Below are 19818 nucleotides of genomic sequence, written 5' to 3'. Positions count from 1 at the left end.
CTTGCAATTCAAAGTGATTTTAGGACATTCATTTTTGTTTTTTTCCAAAGAAAAAAGTGAATAGGAAATATCCTATCCACATAACCACTTGCAATTCCCATACATTTTAGGACATACAATTATAAAAAGTCTCTCAAGTTGGTTGCTACTTCTTCTATATCAATATCTAAATACTGTGTTGTAACCGCTAAATCGGAGTGACCTAATGCTTTACTGATAAGTGCGATACTCGCCCCCTTATTCAGTAGGTTCTTTGCATAAGCCCTTCTAATAGCATGTGCATTGATATTTTCTAATCCGAATCGTTTTGCGTATTTATTTAACTGTTTAGAAATGGCACAGTTAGATGATTTGCTTGTATTCATTGCTAAACCATTTTGAGTGATAAATACATTTCTATTATCTGTTTCAAAGTGGCGGCTAATGCCCTCATTGAATTTGATTAACATTTTCAATATAATTGCTAGTTCATCATCAATTGGTAACTTTAAGAATTTGTGATTTTTAAGAGTAGAACCGGCTAAACTTAAGCACATATTTTCAAAGTCAATATGACGTTCCCTTAACTCTCCTAACGTGCGAATACGAATGCCTGTCTTGTACATTAACTTAATCGCCGCCGCATCCCTAAAACCAATAAATGAGCTTTGGTCAATCAATTCCAATAACTTATCTATATCCGATTCATTTGCACCTTTCTTAACTTCTTTATCAATTTTGATATGAATGTTATTCCAAAACTTCTCTTTAATCCAACCGTTGTTAAAAAACTTGCTAAGAACAGCTTTCGTTGACTTTAAACGGATTAACTTCGTTGACGGCTTTACTTCTAGAATATCTAAATAGTGATATATAGACTCTACTGTAATATCCTCAACGTACTGCAAATTGTTCACAGTCACGAACTGTTCAAATATGTATTGATAGCTTTCAATCGTTCTTTGACGATTTCCCGAAATCCTCATTTGCTGAAATACAGTTTCTAATGCGGAACTGATTGTTAAGCTTTCTCGCTTCTTCTCATTGTTTTTAGACGGTAATACCACCACATCACCACTCACTGCAAACACTCCATGCTTTCTACTTCTAGACATAAAAAAACCTCCCAATTCATTAGTTGAATTAGAAGGTCTATGAACAAAAATTCTATTTAAAATATGTAGGGATGAAAATAGGGATATTCAACAAGAGTTCAACTCCCGTTCAATACCCCTAAGCTCTAAAACCGTTGATACCACTGCATTCACAGTGGTTTACAAAATGGAGACGGTGGGAGTCGAACCCACGTCCAAAGGCTCTGCTACTTCAGCGTCTACGCGTGTAGATTGACTACTTTCGGTTCGCACAGCATTATGCCGTCAATCAAGGCGTCTTGTGTGCTATCCTGGGAATCTCTTCTGACAGCCTCAGGAGGCAGATGTCAGCGTAGCTCACTAATAAGTGAACCTGACGCCTCCACATGAGCGATGGAAACGAAAGGTAGATTCAGTCAGCTTACGCTGCGAATGCTAAGTTGTTGTTTGTTTTGCCAGTTATTATTAACTGTCGTTTCTGACGGAGACGATCCCTCCGACGCGCAGCTCAAGCCCAGACCACCCCTGTCGAATCCGTAACGTCCCCGAAGGAAAGTCCGGAACCCACATCCATTTGTCACTTTCAAATGGCGGGTCGTACTTGAAACTATTTATAGTATACAATAATTCGCGCTCTCAATCAATCTTGTTGCTTTGATTTGAATGCCCGCGCCATATCACGCTTATGTTCTTTCTCTTTCAAGTCCTGTCGTTTGTCGTAGAGCTTCTTCCCTTTACCGACGCCGATCAATACTTTGGCAAAACCGTCTTTCACATACATTTTCAGCGGTACGATTGAATACCCATCTTGTTTCATCTGCCCTACCAATGTACTGATCTGTTTTTTGTGCAGCAAGAGTTTCCTTGCACGCAATGGATCGTGATTGTGAATATTCCCTTGTTCGTACGGGCTGATGTGCATATTGGAAATCCATGCTTCATTATTCCGGATTAAAACAAATGCATCCCGCAACTGCACTTTCCCTTTGCGGATTGATTTGATTTCCGTTCCTTTTAACACAATTCCTGCTTCAATCGTCTCTTCAATTGCATAATCATGGTTCGCTTTTTTGTTGATAGCGAGTACTTTACCGGATCCTTTAGCCATGTTTTACTCCTCCCCCGACGGAAGGCCGGAGCAACTTCCTCCAGCCTTATTTTCTCTTTGGTTTCTTCTTAGATTTCTTCGGAATGCCTTCGTAAAATTTCTTCTTCGGCTTCTCGTACTTCTTGTTGCGTTTGTCGCCGTCTTTCTTGCCGCGACTGCCGCCAGCAGCTTGTTTCTGCCCTTGGCCCTTACCTTTGCTGCCGCCAGAATGAATCACTTTTGGCGTTTCTTTACGTGAACCGCGGAAATTTTGCTTCATGCCGACGATTTCAAAGTCGACCGCCTGTTCTTCCGGCTTTACCGAAATTACACGCACTTCCACTTCGTCCCCGATGCGGAACTGTTTGCCTGACCGTTCGCCGATCATGATCATTTGGCGGTCGTCAAAACGATAATAGTCGTCGTTCATGTTTTGTACATGGACCAGTCCTTCTACCGTATTCTCGAGCTCGACGAAAATTCCAAAATTCGTGACAGATGACACGACACCTTCAAATTCTTCTCCGATCTTATCCATCATGTACTGTGCTTTCTTCAACGCATTCGTATCACGTTCTGCGTCAACGGCACGGCGTTCACGTTCAGACGTGTGCTGTGCGATTTCAGGCAAGCGTGCGGACCAGTGGCTGATCGTCGTTTGTGACAAGTCCTTCTCGAATAAATATGTCCGGATCAAGCGGTGCACGATTAAGTCTGGATATCTTCGGATCGGTGCGGTGAAATGCGTGTAGTAATCCGTCGATAAACCGAAATGTCCGAGACTTTCCTCAAAGTATTTCGCTTGCTGCATGGAGCGCAACAACATCGTCGAAATCACCGATTCTTCCGGAAGGCCTTCAATCGATTCGACGATTTCCTGCAATGCGCGCGGATGGACTTGGTTGCCTGTCCCTTTGACCACGATTCCGAAGTTGGTCAAAAACTCGAAGAAGCGTTGTAATTTCTCTTCTTTCGGATCTTCGTGTATCCGATAGAGGAATGGCACTTGCAGCCAGTGGAAATGCTCTGCTACCGTTTCATTGGCAATCAGCATGAATTCTTCGATCAATCGTTCCGAAACGGTACGCTCGACGATGACGACATCTGTCGGCCAACCTTCTTCATCCACGAGGATTTTAGATTCTTTGAAATCAAAGTCAATAGCGCCGCGATCTTGTCGTTTCTGACGGAGGATTGCTGCAAGCTTTGCCATATCATTGAGCATCGGCACGATTTCTTCATACTTCTTCGACAACTCTTCATCTTGGTTATCGATAATTTCATATACATCCGTGTACGTCATTCGATGATTCGAATTAATGACACTCGGATAAATTTCATGTTCAACCACTTTACCGTTCTGGTCCACTTTCATTTCACACGTCAACGTCAGACGGTCTTCACCTGGATTCAATGAGCAAATTCCATTCGATAAACGGTGTGGAAGCATCGGGATCACACGGTCCGTCAAATAGACGCTCGTTCCGCGGTCTGCCGCTTCAGCGTCCATCGGGGAATTTTCGGTTACATAGTAACTTACGTCTGATATGTGGACGAATAAACGATACGAACCGTCGTCGTCTCTCACTAAAGCGATGGCATCATCCAAGTCTTTTGCGTCTGCTCCGTCAATTGTGATCGTCATATCGTTGCGTAAATCTTTACGTTTGAAGAAATCCTCTTCTTGTACAGTCGTCGGTACACTCATTGCATGGTCTATTACTTCTTGAGGAAATTCGACGGCGATTCCATGTTTATGAATGATGGATAAAATATCGACTCCGGGATCATTCTTATGACCGAGGATTTTCACAATCATGCCCGTTGCGGACTGGGTGTTGTCCGGCCAGTGCGTGATTTCGACGATTACTTTATGACCATCGACGGCTTCAAGCGTATTTCCTTTTTCGACAAAAACGTCCATTGGAAGTTTTTTATCATCAAGCAATACGAAGCCATATCCATCTCTTTCTACATACGTACCAACCACAGTCGTCGTTTTTCTTTCAACGATTCTCGTAATGACGCCTTCCCGGCGGTCTCCATGTGAATCTCCAGCAACCCGGACAAGTACCGTATCGCCATTCATGGCACCATTCACTTCATGAGGCGGGATGAAGACATCGTCCCCTACCACTTCCTCCGGTACGACGAATCCGAATCCTTTCGCATGACCAATAAATTTACCGCGAAGTAAATTCATCTGTTCCGGCAAGCCGTAGCGATTCGTGCGTGAGCGAACGATAATTCCGTTTTGTTCAAGCTGTACGAGCATTTTCACAAGTTCCTTAAATTCTGCTGCTTGCTCTATTCCGAGCACTTCCTGAATTTCATGAACTGTGAGCGGTTTGTAGGATTCTGCTTTCACTAAAGACAAAATCCGGTCTTGTAACTCTTTTTCAAATGCGTCCAAACAAACATCTCCTCCTTCTTTACCTACTATTTGTATCTTCCCCTGTTTTTACTCCTGCCAATCAAGTGATTCCAGAAATTGCAGCACTTTTTCGTGAAGCTGTTCTTTTTCTGGACCGAGCGTGATGACATGTCCCGATTCTTCATACCATTGTAGTTCTTTGTCGGTGGATTCTGCTTCATCATAAATAATTTGAGCCGAATTCGGATCGATCACTTCGTCCTGAGTTGCTTGAACAACAAGAAGCGGTGTGTAAATTTGATTGACTTCTTTACGAACACCTTCCACCAGCGGGCGCATATCGTTCAGTCCCGGCATCGACTTTGTTTTCAAATCCGCTACCTCTTGCTCTATCTGTTCATCGCTTTGGCCCGCGAACTTTTTATAGTCCCGTGCATATTTCAGAACGCCTTGATACAGGAGATCTGTCGTTTTCATTGTCATCGGCGCACACATCGTGACGATGCCTTTTAGCGGATATTCGGCCGCGAGCTTCAATGAAAACACACCGCCAAGAGATAGTCCGGCCACTGCGATTTCTTTGTAGCCTGCGTCCTTTAGCTGATTGTAAGCTGCAAGGACGTCTTCCCACCATTGATCAGGATTGGTCTTGATCAATTCTTCCGGCGGTACGCCATGTCCTCGGTAATGTGGTGCCAATGAAGTATAATTATGCTTTTCAAGGAATCGGCCGAGCATCCGAACATCTGCGGATGTCCCCGTAAAGCCGTGCAAAAGTAATACAGCACGTTTCCCATGTTCAAAGAAAAACGGTTTTGGTTGTGCGATTCGCATGTCATTCGATCCTTTCTACGAAAAGCGCCTGACCGTTCAAACTTGGTCAGGCGCTTGCTTTTTATATTTTCATTATCGCTATTGTTAAGACAAAAAATAATACAGATAGGACAATCGTAGTTCGTTGAAGAACTAAGTCCAATCCGCGTGCTTTTTGTTTACCGAAAAGTTGTTCTGCCCCTCCGGAGATGGCTCCTGACAGTCCCGCACTTTTACCGGATTGCAATAATACGACAACAATTAATGCTATAGCTACGACTACAAGCGATGCTGTTAAAACGGCATGCATGTTTTTCCACCCCCAAAATAGCAAGTCACAACATTTCTATTTTAACAAAGCTATGTCATCGGCACAACCTTTTATCATAATCCAGATGCAAATTGTGCCAGATGACGCTTGCTAGTTCGATTATTTGTTGAGGTTATAAAATGTTTTTTTGCCTAAATATTGAGCTGTTTCAAATAATTGATCTTCAATACGCAGCAATTGATTGTACTTCGCTACACGGTCTGTACGTGAAGGAGCACCTGTTTTAATTTGTCCCGCGTTCGTAGCGACTGCGATGTCTGCGATCGTCACATCTTCGGATTCACCGGAGCGGTGAGAAATTACAGCTGTATAGCCTGCGCGCTTCGCCATTTCAATCGCGTCGAATGTTTCAGTCAATGTACCGATCTGGTTCACTTTGATGAGGATTGAGTTACCGATTCCTTCTTCGATTCCGCGTGATAGTTTATCCGTATTTGTTACGAATAAATCATCCCCGACCAACTGTACTTTTTGACCGATACGCTCCGTCAATAGTTTATGGCCAGCCCAGTCGTTTTCATCCAAACCGTCTTCAATCGAAACGATCGGATATTTTTCGCAAAGTTCTTCATACCAAGCAACCATTTCTTCAGATGTTTTACGAACATCTTCTCCTGCCAAGTAGTAGTTGTTTTGGTCTTTATCGTAGAATTCAGATGACGCTACGTCCATTGCCAACAAGATTTCCTCGCCTGCTTTGTAGCCCGCTTTTTCAATCGCTTCGATGATCGTCGTCAAAGCTTCTTCATTTGAAGCTAGGTTCGGGGCAAATCCGCCTTCGTCACCAACCGCTGTGTTCAAGCCTTTTTCATGCAATACACTTTTCAGGCTGTGGAAAATTTCAGTTCCCATGCGCAATGCATGACGGAAAGATTCCGCGCCGACAGGCATGATCATGAACTCTTGGATATCGACGTTATTGTCTGCGTGCTCTCCACCGTTCAAAATATTCATCATCGGTACCGGCAATTGTTTCGAGTTGAAACCACCTAAATACTGATAAAGGGGAAGATCTAAATAGTCTGCAGCTGCATGCGCGACTGCCATGGATACACCCAGGATTGCATTTGCACCGAGCTTGCCTTTATTTGATGTACCGTCCAATTCGATCAATGCTTTATCGATCACTACTTGATCCAAAACAGAATAGTTATCTTCAAGTTCTGAAGAGATCACTTCATTCACATGATCAACAGCTTTCAAAACACCTTTTCCATTGTAGCGATTCTCGTCGCCATCGCGTAATTCAACTGCTTCGTATTCACCTGTGGAAGCTCCGGACGGAACGATTGCACGTCCGAATGCACCGCTTTCTGTGAACACTTCTACTTCTACAGTTGGATTACCTCGTGAGTCTAATACTTCTCTAGCTTGAATATGTGTAATGATTGGCATGATGATCTCTCCTTAGAATAATGGTTTGCCGGTCATTTCAACCGGTTGAGGAATTCCTAGCATTTTGAGTAAGGTAGGCGCTAAGTCTGCGAGAATACCGTCTGTCCGCAATGTCACGTCCGGCTGTGTCACGATGACAGGCACAGGATTTTTCGTATGTGCCGTCATAGGTTGTCCGCCGATCGTAGTGACTTCATCCGCATTTCCGTGATCCGCTGTGATGATTGCTGACCCGCCTTTTGCAAATAGTGCATCGATGATTCGTCCTAGACATTCATCCACCGTCTCAATCGCTTTGACAGTCGGCTCAAGCATTCCGCTATGCCCGACCATATCCGGATTGGCAAAGTTTAGAATGATCGCATCTTGCCGCTCTGCTTCGATTTCTTTAATCAACGCGGATGTTACATCATACGCGCTCATTTCCGGCTTCAAATCGTAAGTCGCTACTTTAGGTGAATTAATGAGGATCCGGGTCTCCCCTTCAAACTCTTCCTCACGGCCGCCACTCATGAAAAATGTCACATGTGGATATTTTTCCGTTTCCGCAATTCGCAATTGCCGTTTACCGCGTTCCGCTAATACTTCACCGACCGTTTTCGTTAGATTGACGCTATGGAAAACGACATCCGCCACCACATCCTCACTATAATGAGTGAAGCCGGTGAAATGTAAGTCGGTGAACTTCTTGACACCCGTATCAAAACCGTCGAAACCTGGCTGTGTGAAAGCACGCGACAGTTGAATCGCACGGTCTGGACGGAAATTGAAGAAAATCATTGCATCGCCATTCTCGACAGTAGCTATTGGCTTACCATCTTGTTGTACCACAAACGGCTCAATAAATTCATCATGTATTTCTTCGGTATACGACGCGCTAATTCCTTCTTCAGCAGAATCTACATGTTTTCCGATGCCGTAAACGATCGCATCATACGTTTTTTGAACACGATCCCATCTCTTATCACGGTCCATTGCATAGTATCTGCCGGAAACTGTCGCGATTTGTCCGACACCGATTTCTTTCATCTCTGTTTCTGTCCGTTTGATATAAGGGATGGCTGTCGTCGGCCCAACGTCTCGTCCATCGAGGAACGCATGCAAGTAAACTCGTTCGACACCTTGTTGTTTAGCTAGTTTCAATAACGCGAATAAATGCTCATAGTGGCTGTGTACGCCCCCGTCGGACAGCAATCCCATCACGTGAAGCGCGGAATTATTGGTCTTGACGTGTTCCATTGTTTCAAGCAATGCCGCATTTTCGAAAAACTCGCCTTCGCGAATGGACTTATCGATACGCGTCAAACTTTGGTAAACGATGCGTCCTGCCCCGATATTCAAATGACCCACTTCAGAGTTTCCCATTTGTCCTTCCGGCAGACCAACCGCTTCCCCACACGCTGTCAACGTAGCATGAGGGAAATTCTTCCACAGCAAATCGAAGTTTGGAATGTTGGCATGCGCAACAGCATTTCCGTATTTCTCGTCACGCAATCCAAAGCCGTCCAAAATAATGAGCGCGACTGGATTATTCGACATGAGTTCCAGCCTCCACTAATTGAACAAATGCTTCCGGATCTAGGCTCGCTCCCCCAACTAGTGCGCCGTCAATATGGTCTTTGCTGAGTAACTCAGCAATGTTTTCCGGTTTGACACTGCCGCCGTATTGGATGCGGATAGCGTCCGCCACCTCTTTTGAGTAGATGGTCTCTATTTTATGGCGGATCGCGCCGCACACTTCATTGGCATCTTCAGCAGTAGCGGTCTTTCCTGTTCCGATAGCCCAGATCGGTTCGTAGGCTATGACGGATTTTTTTGCTTGTTCTGCCGTGACATCGGCAAATGCTTTTTCCACTTGAGCGGAAACAATCGAGACCGTTTCCTTCGCTTCTCGTTGTTCCAACGTTTCTCCGACACATACGATCGGCACAAGGTGATGTTTGTGTGCAGCCACTACTTTTTTGTTGACCGTTTCATCTGTTTCATTGAAATACTGACGACGTTCTGAGTGTCCAAGTATGACATACTGCACACCGAGATCTGCAAGCATGGCCGGGCTGATTTCCCCGGTAAATGCTCCTTCATCCGTATCGTGCATCGTTTGCGCGCCTACTTTGACAGCGCTCGTTTCAAAACGCTGCAGCAAGTCTGTTACATAAAGTGCAGGTGGGCAAATGACCGCTTCCACTTTATCAGATGTAGTGATTCGTTCTTTGATTTGTTCAGCAAAATCTGCAGCTTGATTGGATAATTTATACATCTTCCAATTTCCTGCAATAATACGTTTTCTCAAAAGAATTCCTCCTATTCTCGATCTTCCAAAACTGCCACTCCCGGCAATTCCTTACCTTCCATGAATTCCAATGAAGCACCGCCGCCTGTGGAGACGTGATCCATTTTATCCGCTACTTCGAACTTTTCAACAGCAGCCGCCGAATCTCCACCGCCGATCACCGTATACGCAGCCGTTTCTGCCATTGCATCTGCAACGGTTTTCGTACCGTTCGCAAACGGCTCCATTTCAAATACGCCCATCGGTCCGTTCCAAATGACGAACTTGGAGTCTAAAATTACTTGCTTATACCGCTCTGCAGTTTCCGGTCCGATATCCAGTCCCATCCAGCCTTCTGAAATCTCTCCGACTGAGACGATTTTTGTCTCTGCAACCACTGAAAAGGCATTCGCCACAACTGCATCCGTAGGCAAATATAAGTTGACATCTTTCTCCTTTGCTTTTTGGATGAACGACTTCGCCAGCTCTACTTTATCCTCTTCCACTAACGAATCTCCTGTTTGGTGACCTTGCGCACGTGTAAACGTATACGAAAGACCGCCGCCAATAAGTAAATTATCCACTTTGTCCAATAAATTATCGATGACACCGATTTTATCTTTTACCTTCGCCCCTCCAATTATAGCAGTGAAAGGCCGTTCAGGATCAGACAACGCTTTGCCGAGGACATCTAGTTCTTTTTCCAGCAAGAAGCCAAGAACTCCGGGTATGTATTGAGCAATCCCGGCAGTGGAAGCGTGTGCACGGTGCGCGGTTCCAAATGCATCGTTAACAAACACATCTGCAAGTTCAGCAAACTGTTTTGCTAGTTCTGCATCATTCTTCTCTTCACCCGGATTAAAACGGACGTTTTCGAGCAGAAGGATATCGCCATCTTTCATTGAAGCGATCGCTTGTTCAACTTCTTCACCTACAGAAGCATCCAATTTCCGTACAGGTTTGCCAAGAAGTTCAGACAATTGCTCTCCAGCAGCCGTCAAGCGCATATCTTCCTTAACTTCGCCTTTTGGACGTCCCAAGTGACTCGCTAAAATGACTTTCGCACCTTTGCCTGTCATATACTCAATTGTTGGTAGTGCGGCCCGAATCCGTGTGTCATCGGTCACTTTTCCTTCTTCCATCGGTACATTGAAATCTACGCGGCAAAAGACGCGTTTTCCATTCAACTCGACATCTCTAACCGTTTTCTTTAACTTCATAGATCTTGTCCTCCTTGCCATAATAAAAAAGGGAAGAACGGGTTTATCCGTTCCTCCCACCCATATTCATTCATTATAATCAATCAACAATAAATTGGCTATGATTTATAAAAGAATCACTCGATTTCTTGGCTTAAAGTCCTTGTTTTTCCATATAGCGAGCCAAATCAATACAGCGCGCAGAGTAGCCGGATTCATTATCGTACCAAGAAATAACTTTTACCATATTTCGGTCAAGCACCATAGTGGACAATGCATCCACTGTAGAAGAAGCTGTGTTGCCATTGTAATCAATAGAAACAAGTGGCAGTTCATTGAAGTATAGAAGCCCTTTTAATTCATTTTCTGAAGCTTGCTTCAACGCAGCGTTCACTTGCTCAGTCGTGACGTCTTGACCGACTTCCGCAACAAAGTCCACAAGGGAAACGTTCGGTGTTGGTACACGTACTGCCATTCCATCTAGTTTACCCTTTAGTTCTGGAATTACTTTTGTTACAGCTGAAGCTGCGCCAGTTGATGTCGGAATCATGGATTCTGCTGCTGCACGTGCGCGACGGTAGTCCTCATGCGGCAAGTCCAAGATGCGCTGATCATTTGTATAAGAGTGGACCGTTGTCATCATTCCGCGTTTGATACCAAATGTATCATTCAACACTTTCACGACAGGAGCCAGACAGTTTGTTGTACAAGAGGCATTCGAGACGATATGGTCCGTTGCCGGATTGTATGTTTCTTCGTTTACACCCATTACAAGTGTTGTCATTTCACCTTTTGCCGGTGCGGAGAGGATGACTTTTTTAGCACCAGCATCGATGTGTTTTTGCAATTTTTCTTTATCGCGGAACACCCCAGTTGAGTCTATGACAATATCTACGCCAAGGTCTCCCCATGGTAAATTAGCTGGATCTTTTTCTGCAAATACTTTAACCTTTTTGCCATCGATCACTAATGATGATTCATCGGATTGTACGTCTGAATCTAATACGCCATGGACGGAATCATATTTCAATAAATGTGCAAGCATCGCTGCATCCGTAAGGTCGTTGATTGCCACTACTTCTACGTCTTCTGTTTTCAACGTCTCGCGCAATACCACTCGTCCAATTCGTCCAAACCCATTAATCGCTAATTTCACTGTCATACTAAATCCCTCCATTTAAGTAGTTGTTTTATAGTTGCCCTTTTACAGGCATTAAATAGCCATAGTTTACATAAGCGACAGCATTTTTTGTGCTGCCCCTTCATCTGTTACTAAAATCGTTTGCGGCGGAGCGCTTGCTAGGTAAGACAATAACGCATCTGCCTTACTCTCTCCCCCAGCTACCGCAAATATTAGTGGTACATTTTGTAAATGTTCCACTTGAATACCGACCGTACGGATCCGATGAACAATTTCACCGTCCCGATTGAAGTAAAAGCCAAAAGCTTCTCCGACAGCCTGTTTATCCATAAGTATTTGCTGTTCATTCTCTGAGGAATTGCGCAGCAACGCCATCTTGGAAGCATTACCGACGCCGTGTATAACACACTCCGTCTTGCTATATAAATCCAACATTTCTTTTGCGGCAGGCTCATGTTGGAATACTGCATGTGCCTCTTCGCTAAGTGTGTCTGGATAATAAAACGCTTTGTATGAAGCATCGCAAGCTTCTGCAAAAGATGCTGCAATCATATTCGCTTGCAAACCAATTTCTTCTCCGACTCCGCCCCGTGCCGCAATGAATTGTAAATCAGACAACTCATCGTTTTGCATGAAAGGAGGTATCGCCGCCACTGAACTGCCACCTGTCACGGCTACTACTTTAAAGTCATTGATTTGAGTACGAAATTGCTTGGCTGCATGCATACCGAGTAGTTTTTTTGTCAACTCGGAGCGATCCGAGTCACCTTCCACTATATGGACTTCTTTAATGGAAAGTCGCTGCGAAAGTTCATTTGCAAGTTGTCGCCTGCCCGATCGTTCTTCTATCGTTTCATGCAAGAGGAAAAGTACTTCTACACCTTTTGGGGTAATGGTTACACCTTCTTTAGCCACATCCACTACACCTTGTTCTTTCAATAATTCAAGCATCGTTCTAGTTTCACGTTCGGAATAGCCGGACATCGAACTCAATGGTCGTCTGCCAATCGGTCCTGCAAGCTTGATGAGTTTCAGCAAGTGATACCTTTGTTCAATTAACGATGGAAGTTCAGGTACAAGTGCTAGTTGCGCATCGATAAATGATAAGCTCAATCACATCACTCTTTTCAGTGGTGGGTTTTTATTGATCCCAACTAAAATATATTGTCCCACCTGGATTAAAAAAATATTATACATAGAGTATAACATCTTTTAATAATCAATTCAACAAAGAAAGCGTTTTCATTAGTCAATTATTTCTAAAATATCGATATAGCCGATATTTCCGTATTTTAAGACGCTTCCATTTTGTTCGAGGACCGGAATCATGAGCATGTATTTTTCATGGGCTTGTTCGTCTTCTTCAATATTGATCGTCTGCCATTCAATCGGATGATCTTCCGCTACCAGCCGAAGCATCCGTTCAGCATCTTCGCATAACCCGCAGTTCGGTCTTGTGTAAAATGAGAATTTCATGTGCTTCACCCCGTAAGTTTTTCTCCTTTTATCGTATAGAATGGATCGTGTCTACGCAAGGGCATTGTTTACGTAAATAAAATTGTCTTATGAGCGCTGGGAGTGTCTTTATGATAGTGTTCAGTGATGTTATGAGCGCTTGAAGGTTGCGTATGAGCGGCTAGAGATGCAATATGAGCGGCAACTGATGTTTATGAGCGCTGGAGGATGGTTTATGATCGACCAGCAAATATTTCATCTACATATAATGAAAGAGGGCTGTCGGAAAAATCATTTTCCCGACAGCCCTATTGTTTTTCGCTCACCAACTTCTTCCTGCACCGCCACCTCCGCCGGAACCACCTCCGCCGAAGCCGCCAAAGCCGCCGCCTCCAAATCCACCACCGGAACCCCCGCCTCCCATTGGGCCTGGGAAGAATATCGGACCTCCGCGAGATCGGCCGCGCGGACCGCCACCGCCTTTTCCTCCACCGCCTCTAAACATACGATAGAGAATATATAAAATAATGAAGATGACAATGATAGGTGGAAGACCAGGTTCCTCCGAAGATTCAGGGTAATCAACCGGAAGCTCTTCTCCATCCAATCCATATTCCGCAGCGATTTCATTGTAGAATGCTTTATACGCTTCCATTATTGCCAAATCAGGTTGTGGTGGGTTTGCTTTTAAATAAGGCATCGCCACTTCATCGATGATGCGTCCCACTTTACCGTCCGGTAGCGCACCTTCCAACCCATAGCCCGTCGTTAGATAAAACTCTCTTTTAATACCTGCCGCTTCATCCTTTTCGGTGGAAACGATCAGCAATGCTCCGTTGTCCATACTTTTATCGCCAAGTTGCAATTCTCTGAGCTTTTTTACGGCATACTCTTCCACCGGTACCCCATCAAGCGAATAAACTGTACGCACCGCAAATTCTGCTTTCGTAGCACCCTGTAAACGAATGCCATACTCCCGTAATTCCGCTTCTTGTTGAGGTGACAAAACATCCGCGTCATCCACTATCACTTCCGTAATCGCATGAGCAGGTGCTGCAGTGCCAATCAGGGCGAGTAGCAGCACGGCAACAAACATGCAAAAACGGTTTCTCACTTCGTATCATCCCCAAAATCGACTGCTGGCGGTTGTTGCGCCCCTTCAACCGCTTTGAAATATTCTTTTTCGTCAAAGCCAAAAGTGGATGCAATGACTTTACCAGGGAAACGTTTTACTTTTCGATTAAAGACAGACACTACATCATTGTAATCTTTTCGTGCGACCGCAATTCGGTTCTCTGTACCCGCCAATTCATCCATTAGTTGTTGAAAGTTTTGATTGGCTTTTAAATCCGGATAATTTTCCACGACTACCAGTAGCCGGCTCAGTGCACTTGAGAGCTCTGAATCCGCTGCTGCCTGCTCTTCCGGTCCTTGCGCTCCCGCCATTTTACTGCGGGCGTTCGCGATGTTCTCCAAAACCTCTTTCTCATGAGACGCGTAACCTTTTACTGTACTGACTAAGTTTGGAATTAAGTCCACTCTGCGCTGTAATTGAGTTTCAATTTGTGCATACGACTGATCGACATCTTCTTCTAAATTCACTAATTTATTATAGCTCGGGACAATCATAACAGCTGCTATGACAACTAAAATGATGACGACTATAAGTGGTCCTGTAATTTTCTTCATTCACAATTGCTCCTTTCTTGTCTGGTTAGTATTTACTTACCCTTATTCTTTATCCCGCCAAACGTCCAGTTGATTTCACCTTTTGGAAATTACACAACTTTCCTTGGGTATTCGTCCAATATCCCATTTCAATCCGTGAATATATTAACTACTATATGACGGAGATATTGTGTAAAATACTAAACCTTTTTGAGAACATTTTTCATTTATACCTTTACAGATTATTTTGAGTAAGCTATACTGTAAAAAGTTGTACGAGGGAAAGAATCTAGTACAAATCATGCACTAGAGTTGCATGAGGGAAACTAATGTTTTATAGTATTTTATAACTTTCAAAATTGAACGATTGCCTGAATAAAATTTTCATTAGTTTTTTATTTAACTAAAAGTTGCCCGAGGGAAAGATAATTGAAGGAGGAAACAAGATGGTTGATCCGATAACAGTCGAACACATCAGTGTATCGTATGACGGAAATGAAGTTGTAAAGGATATATCCTTTTCATTTAAAGCCTCAAGTTTAATTGGGGTCCTCGGTCCAAACGGTGCCGGGAAATCAACATTAATGAAAGCCATGCTGGGATTAATCCATAAAGATTGCGGTTCCGTCAAACTTGGCAGCAAGTCTATAGATGAAATGCGCAAACAAATTGCGTATGTTCCACAACGTTCGAATATCGACTGGAGCTTTCCAATTGTTGTAAAAGATACAGTTCTTCTCGGAACTTACCCTAAAGTCGGCTTATTGCGGCGTCCGAAAAAAGCTGATAAAGAATGGGCGATGGAATGTCTGAAGCAAGTTGGCATGGAGGAATTTGCGAACCGACAGATCAGCGAACTTTCTGGCGGGCAACAACAACGCGTGTTTTTAGCACGGGCATTGGCTCAAAAAGCGGATTATTTCTTCTTAGATGAGCCGTTTGTCGGTATTGATGTGTCTAGCGAAGAAGTCATCATTGATATATTACGAAAATTGAAGGAAGCCGGCAAAATTGTCTTCGTTGTTCACCACGACCTTTCAAAAGTAAAAAATTATTTTGATGACCTGGTATTAATCAATAAGGAATTAATCGATGCCGGGCCTGTGAACAAAGTGTTCCAGGCGGAAAATATGACGAAAGCATACAACCGACAATTCATGTTCGATGGCTTGGAGGTTTCGATGTAATGGAGTTTATTCAAGATTTAATGACATATGGATTTTTGCAGAAAGCGTTTATCACTTCCATTATGGTCGGGGTTATCTGCGGTGTGATCGGAAGCTTTATCGTACTTCGCGGCATGGCATTAATGGGGGATGCGATCTCTCACGCCATTCTGCCAGGCGTTGCTATTTCGTATATGCTTGGCATCAACTATTTCTATGGAGCTGTCGCAACGGGAGTATTAACCGCTTTTGGAATCGGGGCAATCTCTCAAAACAGCCGAATTAAAAATGATTCATCTATCGGGATCGTATTTTCAGCGTTTTTTGCCCTTGGTATCATTTTGATCACACAAGCAAAAAGTGCGACGGACCTGACACAAATTTTATTCGGTAATGTGTTATCTGTCCGAACTTCTGATATGTGGCTGACATTGGTAATCGGAGCCATCGTGATTCTAGTTGTTATTCTGTTCTTCAAAGAATTGCTCGTTTCCAGTTTTGATGAAACGATGGCTGCAGCCTATGGTTTAAAAACTCGGCTGATTCACTACGGCATCATGTTCTTACTGACTTTGGTGACAGTTGCTTCGTTACAGACGGTTGGAGTGATTTTGGTAGTATCTTTATTGATTACACCTGCTTCCACAGCCTATCTCTTAACGAACCGCCTATCGATCATGGTCGTGCTCGCTTCATTCTTCGGTGCGATGTCTTCCATTATCGGTCTCTATTTCAGCTTTTTATACAACATGCCGTCCGGTCCCGTCATCGCTTTGGCAGCGACTGCCCTATTCGTAGTGGCACTTTTATTCTCACCTAAGCAAGGGATTGTAGTCAGTAAGTTTCGCTCCAAGTCTAAACGCAAGCCGATGGTAAATTAAAGGATCAACCGCCGATGCGGAAAAATAAATATAATTATTCACAAAGGAGTAGAATGAATCAAATGAAAAGTTTTGTAAAATGGTTAGGTTTGTCTTTACTTGCTGTGATCATGTTAGCAGCATGCGGTAAAGACGACAACGGCCCTAAGGAAGGAAACTCGGATGAAGGTAAAAAACCAACTGAGTCCAATGAAAAATTGAAAGTTGTGACGTCTTTTACAATCATCGCGGATATGGCACGTGAAATCGGCGGGGACTTGGTAGAAGTGTATAACTTAGTGCCAACTGGAACGGACCCTCACGAATACGAGCCGTTACCCGATGATATTAAAGCCGCAACAGACGCCGATGTTCTATTTTATAATGGCTTAAACCTTGAAGGCGGGAAAAACGGCTGGTTCTTTAAAATGATGGATTCTGTGAATCAAAAAGAAGAGAACATCTATAGTTTAACGGAGCGTGTGGAACCTAAGTATTTGGGTGGAGAAGATGGCCGCGATGAAGAAATCAACCCGCATGCGTTCATCGATCCAGCTGTAGGAGTGAAGATGGCTGAAGATTTGCGTGATGCATTGATTGAACAGCATCCGTCAGACAGCGATAAGATTAAAGAGCAAGGTGACGAATATGTACAACGTCTGAAAGACTTGGATGCAGAATTCCAAGAGCGTATTGAAACCATACCTGAAGAAAATCGCGTGCTGGTAACGAGTGAACGTGCTTTCCAATACTTGAATGATCACTATGGTTTGAAAGAAGCCTTCATATGGGAAATCGATACAGAGGAAAACGGTTCCCCTAAGCAAATTAAAGACTTGATCCACTATATAGAAGAACATAAAGTACCTGTTCTTTTTGTAGAATCTAATGTCGATACACGTCCAATGGAAACCGTATCTAAAGAAACCGACGTTCCAATCGCGGAAAAGCCAATCTACTCTGATGAAATCGGAAACCCTGGTGATGAAGTGGATACGTACATCAAATACTTGGAATACAATATGAATCTCATACATGATGAGTTAAGCAAAGAACGTTAAATGTAGGTCAACCAACTATAGAATGGAAAGAAGTCACTTTATTGAGTGGCTTCTTTTTATTTTGATAATCTTTTTCGATAATAGCATTGTACATATAAGCAACTACTTATATAATAGTTTTAACAAACATTAAAGGAGCCTTTTATGGATATTGAAACATTGGAACGCTATATGAAAACGCTAGGCGATAAATCAAGATTACGGTTGCTGAAAGCGTTAGAAGAAGGACCTTTGTGTATTTGCGACCTGACTGTTTTGCTGGACGTATCGCAGCCTGCCGTCAGCCAACATATGCACAGATTGAAGAAAGAAGGAATCGTGCTGGATGAAAGACGCGGCAGATGGATTTATTGGTCGATTAACGCTCATCATCCTCAATACTCTTTATTACTTGATCTACTCAAATTATTACCAAGACAGACGACCACCTGCAGAGAGGAGAATAATCGATGCAAATAATTCTGGCTTTCCTAATCTTTTTACTGACACTTGTATTTGTTATCTGGCAGCCGAAAGGGTTATCCATTGGTTGGTCTGCGGTGGCAGGTGCAATTCTGGCATTGCTCGTTGGAGTTGTCAGCTTCTCAGATGTTCTGGATGTAACATCCATCGTTTGGAATGCTACGCTGACCTTCGTAGCACTGATCATCATTTCATTGATTTTGGATGAAATCGGATTTTTCGAATGGGCGGCATTGCATATGGCGAGGTTTGCCAGAGGCAGCGGCTTGCGGATGTTTTTGCTCATCATTCTTCTCGGTGCTGCCGTGTCGGCTCTTTTCGCGAATGATGGGGCTGCTCTGATTTTGACTCCGATTGTTTTGGCAATGGTGAGAGCTCTCGATTTTAAAGAAAAGATGATTTTGCCTTTCGTTATGGCATCCGGCTTCATCGCGGATACGACATCTCTTCCCTTCGTCGTAAGCAATCTGGTGAATATTGTATCCGCTGATTTCTTCGGCATAGGTTTCGCGGAATATGCGAGCCGAATGATCATCCCGAACTTCTTCAGTTTGATCGCGAGCATCCTGGTACTCTATCTTTATTTTGCTAAATCCATTCCGAAGCATTTCGATGAATCGCGGCTGCGTCAACCTGCCGCTGCCATTCAGGATCAGAGAATGTTTCGGATTTCATGGATTGTACTCGGCATTTTGTTGATCGGCTACTTTGCCAGCGAATCCCTCACTCTGCCTGTTTCATTTGTTGCAGGGGCGGTAGCACTTCTCTTCTTGCTGACAGCCAAACGCAGTCCCGCTGTAGAAATAAATAAAGTGATAAAAGGTGCGCCTTGGGCAATCGTCTTCTTTTCAATCGGCATGTATGTTGTTGTATACGGCTTACGAAACGCAGGCATGACCGCTACGCTGACTAGTTTGATCGAATGGACGTCCAGCCACGGATTGTATGCCGCCACGATCAGTATGGGCTTCATTGCTGCTATTCTTTCCTCTTTCATGAATAATTTGCCTACCGTCATGATCGATGCATTGGCCATCCAAGATGCAGCTGTATCACCTGAAATTCGCGAAGCTCTTATATACGCTAATGTCATTGGGTCTGATCTTGGACCGAAAATGACACCGATCGGATCATTGGCTACTTTGCTTTGGTTGCATGTTCTTTCATTAAAAGGCGTCCGAATTTCTTGGGGGTATTATTTCAAAGTAGGTATCGTATTAACTGTTCCTACTTTATTTATTACGTTAACCGGATTATGGTGGTGGCTGACCATCGTATGAAGATAAAAGGCTGTCCTGGAAGTTTTCAGTGACAGTCTTTTTTTCCGTGTTCCAGCAAGCGTAGAGGCGAAACGCACGAAAGTGTCATTGCACCGAGCCAAAATGCCAACGAACCAAGCGAAAAATTTTCCGGACCGCACCAAAGTCGGGGCATCCCGAACCAAATCACTTAACAAGCGAG

The 19818-nt window shown here is 43.7% G+C and carries 19 protein-coding genes and 1 other RNA gene; 5 read left to right on the top strand and 15 right to left on the bottom strand.

Annotation, left to right across the window (positions count from 1 at the left end):
- Window positions 1-119: 119 nt before the first annotated feature.
- The 15 genes from B5D59_RS10885 to B5D59_RS10815 all read right to left on the bottom strand — a co-directional run bounded on the left by B5D59_RS10885 (window position 120) and on the right by B5D59_RS10815 (window position 14829).
- On the bottom strand, window positions 120-1094 hold the full coding sequence (locus tag B5D59_RS10885; RefSeq protein ID WP_078817932.1) for a tyrosine-type recombinase/integrase: 975 nt from the start codon (window positions 1092-1094) through the stop codon (window positions 120-122).
- 164 nt (window positions 1095-1258) lie between these two features.
- Window positions 1259-1620, bottom strand: a transfer-messenger RNA (tmRNA) gene (gene ssrA, locus B5D59_RS10880).
- Window positions 1621-1713: 93 nt separating this feature from the next.
- Window positions 1714-2181, bottom strand: a complete 468-nt coding sequence (gene smpB / locus B5D59_RS10875; RefSeq protein WP_078817931.1) for an SsrA-binding protein SmpB — start codon at window positions 2179-2181, stop codon at window positions 1714-1716.
- Between the two features lie 46 nt (window positions 2182-2227).
- On the bottom strand, window positions 2228-4573 hold the full coding sequence (rnr, locus tag B5D59_RS10870) for a ribonuclease R (protein WP_078817929.1): 2346 nt from the start codon (window positions 4571-4573) through the stop codon (window positions 2228-2230).
- A 48-nt stretch (window positions 4574-4621) separates the two neighbouring features.
- On the bottom strand, window positions 4622-5368 hold the full coding sequence (locus B5D59_RS10865) for an alpha/beta hydrolase (RefSeq protein ID WP_078817928.1): 747 nt from the start codon (window positions 5366-5368) through the stop codon (window positions 4622-4624).
- Window positions 5369-5429: 61 nt separating this feature from the next.
- Window positions 5430-5657 (bottom strand): preprotein translocase subunit SecG, encoded by a 228-nt coding sequence (gene secG, locus B5D59_RS10860; protein WP_009498255.1) that lies wholly within the window; start codon window positions 5655-5657, stop codon window positions 5430-5432.
- 120 nt (window positions 5658-5777) lie between these two features.
- Window positions 5778-7073 (bottom strand): phosphopyruvate hydratase, encoded by a 1296-nt coding sequence (gene eno, locus B5D59_RS10855; RefSeq protein ID WP_078817927.1) that lies wholly within the window; start codon window positions 7071-7073, stop codon window positions 5778-5780.
- A 12-nt stretch (window positions 7074-7085) separates the two neighbouring features.
- Window positions 7086-8612: a 2,3-bisphosphoglycerate-independent phosphoglycerate mutase gene (gene gpmI, locus B5D59_RS10850; protein ID WP_078817925.1), complete on the bottom strand. Its 1527-nt coding sequence runs from the start codon at window positions 8610-8612 to the stop codon at window positions 7086-7088.
- A complete protein-coding gene (gene tpiA / locus B5D59_RS10845; protein WP_078817923.1) occupies window positions 8602-9366 on the bottom strand; it encodes a triose-phosphate isomerase in 765 nt (254 codons plus the stop codon). The genes gpmI and tpiA overlap by 11 nt, the downstream gene beginning before the upstream one ends.
- Window positions 9367-9377: 11 nt before the next feature.
- The gene (locus B5D59_RS10840) at window positions 9378-10565 is read right to left on the bottom strand and encodes a phosphoglycerate kinase (RefSeq protein ID WP_078817921.1); all 1188 of its coding nucleotides are present in this window, start codon (window positions 10563-10565) and stop codon (window positions 9378-9380) included.
- Window positions 10566-10698: 133 nt separating this feature from the next.
- Window positions 10699-11706: a type I glyceraldehyde-3-phosphate dehydrogenase gene (gap, locus tag B5D59_RS10835; protein WP_078817920.1), complete on the bottom strand. Its 1008-nt coding sequence runs from the start codon at window positions 11704-11706 to the stop codon at window positions 10699-10701.
- 66 nt (window positions 11707-11772) lie between these two features.
- The gene (locus B5D59_RS10830) at window positions 11773-12798 is read right to left on the bottom strand and encodes a sugar-binding transcriptional regulator (protein WP_078817919.1); all 1026 of its coding nucleotides are present in this window, start codon (window positions 12796-12798) and stop codon (window positions 11773-11775) included.
- Window positions 12799-12930: 132 nt separating this feature from the next.
- Entirely contained in the window at window positions 12931-13161 is a 231-nt protein-coding gene (locus B5D59_RS10825; protein WP_078818073.1) for a glutaredoxin family protein, read from the bottom strand.
- Window positions 13162-13462: 301 nt separating this feature from the next.
- Window positions 13463-14254, bottom strand: coding sequence for a TPM domain-containing protein (locus B5D59_RS10820; protein ID WP_078817918.1), 792 nt, complete (start codon window positions 14252-14254; stop codon window positions 13463-13465).
- On the bottom strand, window positions 14251-14829 hold the full coding sequence (locus B5D59_RS10815; protein ID WP_078817916.1) for a LemA family protein: 579 nt from the start codon (window positions 14827-14829) through the stop codon (window positions 14251-14253). Before B5D59_RS10815 ends, B5D59_RS10820 begins: the two co-directional genes overlap by 4 nt.
- Window positions 14830-15254: 425 nt before the next feature.
- Between B5D59_RS10815 and B5D59_RS10810 the strand changes: the two genes are divergently transcribed.
- The 5 genes from B5D59_RS10810 to B5D59_RS10790 all read left to right on the top strand — a co-directional run bounded on the left by B5D59_RS10810 (window position 15255) and on the right by B5D59_RS10790 (window position 19637).
- Window positions 15255-15995: a metal ABC transporter ATP-binding protein gene (locus tag B5D59_RS10810; RefSeq protein ID WP_078817914.1), complete on the top strand. Its 741-nt coding sequence runs from the start codon at window positions 15255-15257 to the stop codon at window positions 15993-15995.
- Window positions 15995-16855, top strand: coding sequence for a metal ABC transporter permease (locus tag B5D59_RS10805; RefSeq protein ID WP_078817912.1), 861 nt, complete (start codon window positions 15995-15997; stop codon window positions 16853-16855). The genes B5D59_RS10810 and B5D59_RS10805 overlap by 1 nt, the downstream gene beginning before the upstream one ends.
- A gap of 62 nt (window positions 16856-16917) precedes the next feature.
- Window positions 16918-17895: a metal ABC transporter solute-binding protein, Zn/Mn family gene (locus B5D59_RS10800; RefSeq protein WP_176132557.1), complete on the top strand. Its 978-nt coding sequence runs from the start codon at window positions 16918-16920 to the stop codon at window positions 17893-17895.
- Between the two features lie 144 nt (window positions 17896-18039).
- Window positions 18040-18354 (top strand): ArsR/SmtB family transcription factor, encoded by a 315-nt coding sequence (locus tag B5D59_RS10795; protein ID WP_078817910.1) that lies wholly within the window; start codon window positions 18040-18042, stop codon window positions 18352-18354.
- Window positions 18345-19637, top strand: a complete 1293-nt coding sequence (locus tag B5D59_RS10790; protein ID WP_078817908.1) for an arsenic transporter — start codon at window positions 18345-18347, stop codon at window positions 19635-19637. The genes B5D59_RS10795 and B5D59_RS10790 overlap by 10 nt, the downstream gene beginning before the upstream one ends.
- The last annotated feature ends 181 nt before the right edge of the window (window positions 19638-19818 follow it).

Source organism: Sporosarcina newyorkensis, from assembly GCF_900167515.1.
In the GTDB taxonomy this organism is placed as follows: Bacteria; Bacillota; Bacilli; order Bacillales_A; family Planococcaceae; genus Sporosarcina; species Sporosarcina newyorkensis.
Note: the sequence above shows the minus strand (reverse complement) of the source record. Positions and strands in the feature narration are given on the sequence as shown.

Coding starts and splice junctions, on each gene's coding strand:
- B5D59_RS10865 (WP_078817928.1), bottom strand. CDS start 5,368: ATGCGAATCGCACAACCAAAACCGTTTTTCTTTGAACATGGGAAACGT.
- B5D59_RS10840 (WP_078817921.1), bottom strand. CDS start 10,565: ATGAAGTTAAAGAAAACGGTTAGAGATGTCGAGTTGAATGGAAAACGC.
- B5D59_RS10825 (WP_078818073.1), bottom strand. CDS start 13,161: ATGAAATTCTCATTTTACACAAGACCGAACTGCGGGTTATGCGAAGAT.
- eno (WP_078817927.1), bottom strand. CDS start 7,073: ATGCCAATCATTACACATATTCAAGCTAGAGAAGTATTAGACTCACGA.
- smpB (WP_078817931.1), bottom strand. CDS start 2,181: ATGGCTAAAGGATCCGGTAAAGTACTCGCTATCAACAAAAAAGCGAAC.
- B5D59_RS10815 (WP_078817916.1), bottom strand. CDS start 14,829: ATGAAGAAAATTACAGGACCACTTATAGTCGTCATCATTTTAGTTGTC.
- B5D59_RS10800 (WP_176132557.1), top strand. CDS start 16,918: ATGAAAAGTTTTGTAAAATGGTTAGGTTTGTCTTTACTTGCTGTGATC.
- B5D59_RS10885 (WP_078817932.1), bottom strand. CDS start 1,094: ATGTCTAGAAGTAGAAAGCATGGAGTGTTTGCAGTGAGTGGTGATGTG.
- gpmI (WP_078817925.1), bottom strand. CDS start 8,612: ATGTCGAATAATCCAGTCGCGCTCATTATTTTGGACGGCTTTGGATTG.
- B5D59_RS10805 (WP_078817912.1), top strand. CDS start 15,995: ATGGAGTTTATTCAAGATTTAATGACATATGGATTTTTGCAGAAAGCG.
- B5D59_RS10810 (WP_078817914.1), top strand. CDS start 15,255: ATGGTTGATCCGATAACAGTCGAACACATCAGTGTATCGTATGACGGA.
- B5D59_RS10790 (WP_078817908.1), top strand. CDS start 18,345: ATGCAAATAATTCTGGCTTTCCTAATCTTTTTACTGACACTTGTATTT.
- gap (WP_078817920.1), bottom strand. CDS start 11,706: ATGACAGTGAAATTAGCGATTAATGGGTTTGGACGAATTGGACGAGTG.
- B5D59_RS10795 (WP_078817910.1), top strand. CDS start 18,040: ATGGATATTGAAACATTGGAACGCTATATGAAAACGCTAGGCGATAAA.
- secG (WP_009498255.1), bottom strand. CDS start 5,657: ATGCATGCCGTTTTAACAGCATCGCTTGTAGTCGTAGCTATAGCATTA.